Source organism: Haloquadratum walsbyi J07HQW2 (assembly GCF_000415985.1).
Lineage (GTDB): Archaea > Halobacteriota > Halobacteria > Halobacteriales > Haloferacaceae > Haloquadratum > Haloquadratum walsbyi_B.
The window spans coordinates 3,559,556-3,566,653 of the sequence record NZ_KE356561.1 but is presented as its reverse complement, the minus strand read 5'-3'; the positions used below and the strand labels follow the sequence as shown (position 1 = coordinate 3,566,653).

The 7,098-nt window shown below is 59.8% G+C and carries 6 protein-coding genes and 2 pseudogenes; 5 read left to right on the top strand and 3 right to left on the bottom strand.

Going from position 1 to position 7,098, the window contains the following annotated elements; translation table 11 throughout:
• Positions 1 to 198 precede the first annotated feature (198 nt).
• The 3 genes and pseudogenes from J07HQW2_RS16535 (at position 199) to J07HQW2_RS16525 (ending at position 2,668) form a co-directional block, all read left to right on the top strand.
• Positions 199 to 513: a DUF8013 domain-containing protein gene (locus J07HQW2_RS16535; RefSeq protein ID WP_303704348.1), complete on the top strand. Its 315-nt coding sequence runs from the start codon at positions 199 to 201 to the stop codon at positions 511 to 513.
• 303 nt (positions 514 to 816) lie between these two features.
• Positions 817 to 1,764 (top strand): ArdC-like ssDNA-binding domain-containing protein, encoded by a 948-nt coding sequence (locus J07HQW2_RS16530; protein WP_021056842.1) that lies wholly within the window; start codon positions 817 to 819, stop codon positions 1,762 to 1,764.
• A gap of 89 nt (positions 1,765 to 1,853) precedes the next feature.
• Positions 1,854 to 2,668: pseudogene (locus J07HQW2_RS16525) on the top strand (hypothetical protein).
• 11 nt (positions 2,669 to 2,679) lie between these two features.
• On the opposite strand, the gene J07HQW2_RS16520 reads toward J07HQW2_RS16525, so the two are convergent.
• Both J07HQW2_RS16520 and J07HQW2_RS19430 read right to left on the bottom strand, forming a co-directional pair.
• A complete protein-coding gene (locus tag J07HQW2_RS16520) occupies positions 2,680 to 3,483 on the bottom strand; it encodes a DUF6036 family nucleotidyltransferase (protein WP_021056840.1) in 804 nt (267 codons plus the stop codon).
• On the bottom strand, positions 3,480 to 4,406 hold the full coding sequence (locus J07HQW2_RS19430; RefSeq protein WP_021056839.1) for a MarR family transcriptional regulator: 927 nt from the start codon (positions 4,404 to 4,406) through the stop codon (positions 3,480 to 3,482). The genes J07HQW2_RS16520 and J07HQW2_RS19430 overlap by 4 nt, the downstream gene beginning before the upstream one ends.
• 138 nt (positions 4,407 to 4,544) lie before the next feature.
• Here J07HQW2_RS19430 and J07HQW2_RS16505 point away from each other — a divergent pair, with 138 nt between their 5' ends.
• Both J07HQW2_RS16505 and orc4 read left to right on the top strand, forming a co-directional pair.
• Entirely contained in the window at positions 4,545 to 4,868 is a 324-nt protein-coding gene (locus tag J07HQW2_RS16505) for a DUF6788 family protein (protein WP_021056838.1), read from the top strand.
• A 606-nt stretch (positions 4,869 to 5,474) separates the two neighbouring features.
• Entirely contained in the window at positions 5,475 to 6,707 is a 1,233-nt protein-coding gene (gene orc4 / locus J07HQW2_RS16500; protein ID WP_021056837.1) for a DNA replication protein Orc4, read from the top strand.
• 190 nt (positions 6,708 to 6,897) lie between these two features.
• On the opposite strand, the pseudogene J07HQW2_RS19425 reads toward orc4, so the two are convergent.
• Positions 6,898 to 7,098 (bottom strand): annotated as a pseudogene (locus J07HQW2_RS19425) (hypothetical protein); the annotation flags it as partial.

Genomic DNA, 7,098 nt, shown 5'->3' with positions numbered 1-7,098 from the left:
AAGGTTATTGAAATATGTCAAATATTGACTATACCACTATGACCTGCTCCAGATCTATCGCCGGCGAGCAGAGCGTCTACCTCCCGCCGGCGTGACTTCGCCCCTGTTTTTCGTGCCCCCTGAGAGGGCGAGGGCTCCTTCGAAAGCTCTCAGAGGTGACTGCCTGTGAGTCAATAACAGAGTCCCGACAACGTCTCGATCGACGACATCCCAGTCGATATCGCAAACACGCAATCAGAGGAGGTCAATCCCGCCGATGTCCCCGACGAAATCGAGTCTATCACCCGTGGGCTCGCCGGTGAGCAGCCGCCGACGAATCCCATAGTGGTTCTCAAAGCGGCTCGCTGGTGGTATCTACACGGCAAGGGCGGAACGGATCCCGCCTTTCGGTGGGCCATCGAGTGGGCGCGGCACCTCGCGACCGACACGCCCAGCGACGTCGAACGCTTCGACGACTTCCTTGAGTATCTCGTCACGGTTGGCTTCGCTGAGGAGAGATCCGCGCTTCGATAATTAGAATTCGTAGCAGGCGACATCCTCAGCACCGCAGCTTGGACACTTATCGGTGTCCTCTGAGAGTGTCTCCCCACAGTTTCGGCACTCCCACAGGGTCGATGAATCACCATCGACGGCTCTGCGGAGTGTACTCAAGAAGCCCATCTTAGCTCGGCTGAGGTACGCCCGATTATTAACACCATTCCCTGATAGCCGTCCCGACTTAAACGGAATTACGAGGGTGTGTTTTTTGTGCGCCCCGGAGGGGTGCGGCGCGCCCTGAACTGACGCAGTCGCGGACTACTCGATTTGGTGACCACGATGGCTACGACTAGTGACTCGTCGGTTTCCTTCGAGGAGACCGACACACGATCCGACGAGATGAACAGCACTATCGAACAGTGGATCGACGACCTCGTCGCCGGCGTCGACGACGCGCAGGCCAGCGAAGAGTTCCAGGAGTGGCTCGACGTCCAGAGTCGCTTCCACGACTACTCCTACCGGAATACGCTCCTCATCAAGCGCCAGTATCCAGAAGCGAGCCGGGTGGCGGGCTACCGGACGTGGCAAGAGGAGTTCGACCGCCACGTCACGGAGGGCGAGTCAGCCATCTGGATCTGGGCGCCGATCATCACGAAGCAGTGTCCAGAGTGTGAGAACTCGCCGAGCTACCACGAGAACAGTGACTGTGAGTACGACGAGACGCCACCCGAGGAATGGTCCGAGGGCCTGGTGGGGTTTAAGCCTGCGCCGGTGTTCGACGTCTCTCAAACCGAGGGCGAGCCGCTTCCCGATCTGGACACGGAAGCAACCGGGGACGCTGGCGACCTCGTCGACCAGCTGACTGTCGCCGCTGACGACCTCGGCGTGACGGTGCGGATCGTTCCAGCCGAGGAGTGGACGCACGGCGAGGCAAAGGGCATCTGCGAGCAGGTGAGCCTCGTCGACGTCCAGCCCCTCATTGAGGTACGTGATCGAGAGAACGAGGCCGACCTCGCGCGGACGCTGATTCACGAGTACGCCCACGCCCTACTTCACTTCGACGTCGACGACGACATCGAGCGAGCGAAACGTGAAGTCGAGGCCGAAGCCGTCGCGTACGTCGTCGGGCGCTACTGCGGGCTCGACACCAGCGGTTCAGCGTTCTACCTCGCTGCGTGGGAGTGGGACGATCCCGAGGTCGTTCGCGAGCGCCTTGGACGGATTAGTCGAACGGTAGAAGAACTCATCGACGTTCTGGAGGACGAATCCCCGTCCTCACTCAATTAACCAACAGAGCGGGAGGAATCCATCACTCTGTTGGTTAAGTTTTTTGCGCCCGCCGAGGGGCGGAGGCGCATTCTGACCTCCGTCGAATAATGACTGACGCCTATCTCACGACGGTCCTTGAGGAAGCCGAGCACGTTGCCAAGCAACACGACCAGGTCGCTCGAACGACAGACAACCAAGCCCACGAGTACCTCCGATACGCCGTTCTCCGGGTGCTTGAAGGCGAGTCGGAACACCTCCCAGCAGACTGGACGCCGATCGACGGCGTGACCGTCGGCTACGGGAGCGACGAGGCGATGTTCGACAGCTGGGGCTCCAGCGAAGACTGGTGGGAAACAGTGCCACCACAGGAGGCGTGTACCCGCTTCCGGGTGTTCTTCCCGGACGACCACCAGACGGTTCCCCGTGACATCGTCGACGTGATGGCCGCGCTCGGTGCCTGGCGAGTGTGGACCGGGAGCGCAGCGGCGTGCGGCTCCTACGACCATCGCGAGCGCCGTGAGGTCCACTACCTGTGTCGGAAGGCCATCCGGTGGAGGAAGTGCTCCACGAGCGGCTCAGTGGCCCTGCGGAAGCCGTCGCTCCCGACGGTGGCCGAACGGGCGACGTTCGCGACCGACTGGTCGTCGACGAGAACGCAGAGTCACAGGACGATCTCGAGCCCCGCACGAAGCGTGCCGTCGCCGAAGCGATGGACGTCTCACTCCTCTCGAAAGGTGGCCGCTACGAGGTGCAGTCCGCGTCCGGCAACAGGTACGAAGTCGACGTCATCGACGAATCGTGTACCTGTCCCGACTGGCAACAGCGTTCACCCGAAGGCGGCTGCAAGCACCTGCGTCGCGTCGATCACGAGATCAAACGGGGCCGCGTTCCCCGACCAGACGGCCGCCTTCCTTCCCCGTAGTCGTGACCGGACTACTCCACGGGACGGACTGTGTCGCCATCCCGACGGACCCGGTCGAACGTTGAGAGATACGCGAGCCGGTCGTGAACTTCGTCGAAATCTAGCTCCAGTTCAGCGGCCAGTTCGTCGACGGGCATCGGTTCGTCAATTGCTTGGAGGACTTCGAGCCCCCGGTAGTACCTATTCGTGAGCTCCTGGACGCGGCCCTCGATCGGCGTGGTCACCCGATACCGCTCCTCGAGTTCGACTAGGGCCTCGTTCGCGAACGTGGCGAACTGATCGTCACCCAGGCGTTCGATCTGGGCTTCGAGTTCATCCCGGACGACGTCGTAATCGAGGCCAGCCTGCACGAGCATATTCATGTCCTCGATGTCGTCGTCGCGGCCTGCGATCGCCTTGAACAGGAAGATATCCTCGTTGCTGACCAACCGGACCGTCAGTCGGTCCGTGTCGAGGAACGGCTCGCTGCGCTCTTGCATCCCGTCAGTGAGCACGAGCTTGTTCGCGACTTGCTGGTTGAAGATATCGAGGCGACATCCATCATCGTTCTCGACGCAGCTCGTCGCCCCCAGCGCCCGGTAATCTGGATCCAGCGACTGGACCTCCGCATACCCGAGGTCCATCAGGACGGCCCACAGCTGGCCGTACGCGTCGCCATCCGGGACGACCAGGTCGATATCTTTCGTCGCCCCCTTGAGGTCGCGTAACGACATCGCGCCACCACCGATCAGGTAGACGGTCAGCGGTTCAGATAGCCCGTCCCCGATGCGCTGGAATTCGTTCTCGATGTACTCACGTTCGAATGTTGGTCTCATTGTGGTACTGGCACCTCGTAGTCAGCAGCCAGCTCCTGGAACTCGTCCCACGCCGGGAGCCGGGCATCGTCGACCTCACCGTGCGTCTCGAGGTAGCGAACCAAGGCGTCGACTTCGTCTTCGAGGCCATACTTCGCCGCCTGCTCTCGGAGGTCCGCCTCGTCGACGTCGACGTGGCTGAGGAGAAGGAGACAGTACGAGCGGTGGCGGCTTCCGTCGTCGATCAACAGCGTGTGACAACACAGCTCCGCCGGCGAGACGGCGTCGATCTCCTCGGAGTAGACGTAGTATCGATGTCCGGTGAGCAGGAACTGGAGGTCGAAGGCTGCGAACCGAGCAAGGCCGGTTTCGTGGAACGCCTCCGCGTCGATCTCCGTCTCGGCCTGGGCGAGGAATTCGTCGTAGTCCTCCCAGAGAATCGTGCCCTTCGGGGCGACGGCTTCGAGGCGCTGGCGATGTAGATGATGTGCGAGTTCACGGGCGAACTCGTGGAGGCGGTCGAATTCGGCGTTGAACTCGTAGTGGCCGTCGTCCGTCCCGACGAGCCCGCGGTCGCGAAACCGCTTGAGGACGCGGTTGACCGTGTTGCGGTAGTTGTCGCTCCGGTCGGCGATTTCGGAGACGGTTCGCGGCTGGTCGAGGTAGTACAGCACCTCGAGTGCCTTGCCGGTCAGCAGTTCGGGGAACTCGATGTGGGAGTGCTGGCGGACGAGGTCCCGATAGAGTTCGACGGCGCGAGCATCCGACGGGACGACTCGTTTTCGACGGCCGTCGCGTTCCGTGTAGACGAGACCCTTCTCGACGAGGGCACCGACGGCACGAGAGAGATAACTCTCGCTGTGGTCGAGTTTCGTCGCGAGTTCGGAGATCGTGTCGCCGCGGTCGACCGTGGCGAGGACCTCGAGTTCGATGCGCCGGAGCACGGTGTAACATAGTACGAAACGTGCATATAAAGAAGTTTCGAGTAGTGTTACAATCAGCAGGCATGGTTGTCGCCTCCACCGACTTAACCAACAAAACTATGGATTCGCGGGTCGTGTTGGTTAACACGAGAGCAGCCGATGTCCTACGAACCCCCGACCCCACCGGCGAACCTCCCGACGGAGATCGTCAACACGCTCAACGAATCAAACCCGGAGCAGCTCCGAGACGTTGCGACGTACGCTGAGGCGCTCGCTGAGCACAAGGAACGAGAGGCCCGTCTCGAGGAGTCGCCAGATCAAGAAGAGGTCGAAGAGCGACCAGATGATCTCCCGGACGACGTCCCTGCCAAAGCGACGATCACGATCAAGGAGATCAACGACAATCGCTACTACTACTGGCAGTGGCGAGAGGGAGAGAAGATTCGTTCTCAGTACAAGGGCCCGGTCAACCCGGACGAGTAAAACTCGATGAGGGAGGACACCCACCCCACGTTTCCGTCGTAACGGGATGTGGGTGGAGGGGGTGCGGCTGATTTCGAAGGGACCACACCCCCCGCGTTTCCGTCGTTTCTCCACGACGGCGTAGGGAGAGGCTACGATTAGTAGTATGCAGTTACTAATTCTGTTGACCTAGAACCAATCTAGAGATGAACCAACTTTTGGAACACATAGATTAAAGTAGTATAGCTGAGAAACGCTCACTAAGTGTACTTCGGCCCCTCAGATGAAACAATCCTTTCCAGCTGCTTCTATAGACGGCCAACTTTGGACGGCTAGGCCGCTCTCGTCTTTGGAATCTTGTCGTGGACGTCTTCTTCGAGTCCCCTCCCCACCTGTTCAGTGATTACGACGGAAACGTGGGGTGTGTGGGTTCGGGATTCGACATCGAGGCGACGCTTCCGTCTACGGGTTTCCTATCTCACGTCGGAAACGCGGCTATATTGTCAGCAATCCAATTCCGCCGAATTACGGCATTTTCCCGCTGATATCGGACAAGGAACGTCGGAAACGTGGGGTGGCGTTCTCCACTAGATTTATACTCCCCCCGCTCACACCGTGTGATATTCAATGACGCCCGACTCTTCACCCAGTTCTGTCGACGATCCACTCTTTGAATCCGGGCATCGTATCTTCGCGAACAAGGATCTCCTGAAAATCGGCCACGTGCCGGAGGCTGACCGGATCGTCGGTCGCGACGAGGAAATCTCAAAACTCGCGAAACGTCTCAACGGTGCTGTCCACGGGTACTCTCCGGAAAACGTGATGATCTACGGGAAAACTGGGACGGGTAAATCTCTCGTTTCAAAACACCTCTGCCAACGAGCTCAAAATGCCGCTCAGGATGGCGTCGAGATTGGAATCGCATATATTGACTGTGCTGAAGACAATACCGAGACCCAGGCAATCTCCTCACTTGCCGCGAAGCTGAACGATGAATCTTCGACTGGAATCTCCGTCCCTCATACCGGTCTCAGTACTTCGAAATACTACAAACTCCTCTGGAAGACGCTCGACGCTCAATTCGATTCTGTGATCATCATCCTCGATGAGATCGACTTGATGAACGACGACAGCGTGCTGATGAAGCTCTCGCGCGCTGAGGAGGCGGGGAAAATCGACTGTAGCGTCGGCGTCATCGCGATCAGCAACAAGATCCAGTACGTCGACAACGTGAACGAGCGCGTGAAAAGCAGCTTCCAGCACAAGGAGCTGTTCTTCAAGCCATACGACGCCAACCAGCTCCGGGAGATCATGTTCAACCGCGAGGACGCCTTCCAGGACGGCGTCCTTTCCGAGGACGTGATTCCGCTCTCGGCGGCCTTCGCCGCGCAGGAACACGGCGATGCTCGGAAGGCGATCGACATACTTCGCCACGCCGGGGAGGTCGCCTACGAGGCCGGAGCAGAGCAAGTGACGGAGGAACACGTCCGCCAGGCACAGCAACACGCCGAAAAGGACCGGTTCAGAGAACTCGTGAACGGCGCACCCACCCAGGCGAAGGCGGCGTTGCTGGCGCTCACGGAACTGAGTGTCAACAGCAACGACGATGCGTTCCTCACGAGCCGGGTGTACGACCAGTACGAACGCATCTGCAACCATCTCGATATGGATATCCTCTCCGTCCGTCGCTTCCGCGACATCCTGAAAGAGCAGGCCTTCCTCGGGGTTGTCGAAATCGAGAAGATCAACAAGGGGAGTGCGGGCGGCATCCACCTCCAGAACCGACTCATCGAAGATCCCCAAGTCGTCCGCGAAACGATCCTCGAGGACAGCCGGATGCAGGACTGGACTCGCGAGTAGTGACCCCCTACTACTGAGAGGGTACGGACGACGGAAATCCGGGGTGGGGCGTGAGGAAACGACGGAAACGAGGGGGGTCGAAAATTACGTCGGAAACGTGGGGTTGGATCGAAACGACGGAAACCAGGGGGGTGGGGTCCACTACGACAGTTCGTTGGTGGCCCCGTACAAGCTCAAAACGGCGTCCCTCTCACCGGAGAGCTCTCGACGAATATCGGTTCGGTCCCACCCGAGCCGGTGAGAGCACGCTCTCGACCGCTCTGACCAGCTGCGTTTCGTAGTACGAAGCGTCGTAGGTCTCGATCGCTTCGTGGGAGAGGGCGACCCGATCTCGCGAGGATTTCTCGTCGTCGACGACCACATACTCGATATCCTGGCCCGGGTGGACTGC

What these genes read in the sequence shown, in the direction of transcription:
- J07HQW2_RS16530 (WP_021056842.1), top strand. Translation starts at nt 817, where the DNA reads ATGGCTACGACTAGTGACTCGTCGGTTTCCTTCGAGGAGACCGACACA.
- J07HQW2_RS16520 (WP_021056840.1), bottom strand. Translation starts at nt 3,483, where the DNA reads ATGAGACCAACATTCGAACGTGAGTACATCGAGAACGAATTCCAGCGC.
- J07HQW2_RS16505 (WP_021056838.1), top strand. Translation starts at nt 4,545, where the DNA reads ATGTCCTACGAACCCCCGACCCCACCGGCGAACCTCCCGACGGAGATC.
- orc4 (WP_021056837.1), top strand. Translation starts at nt 5,475, where the DNA reads ATGACGCCCGACTCTTCACCCAGTTCTGTCGACGATCCACTCTTTGAA.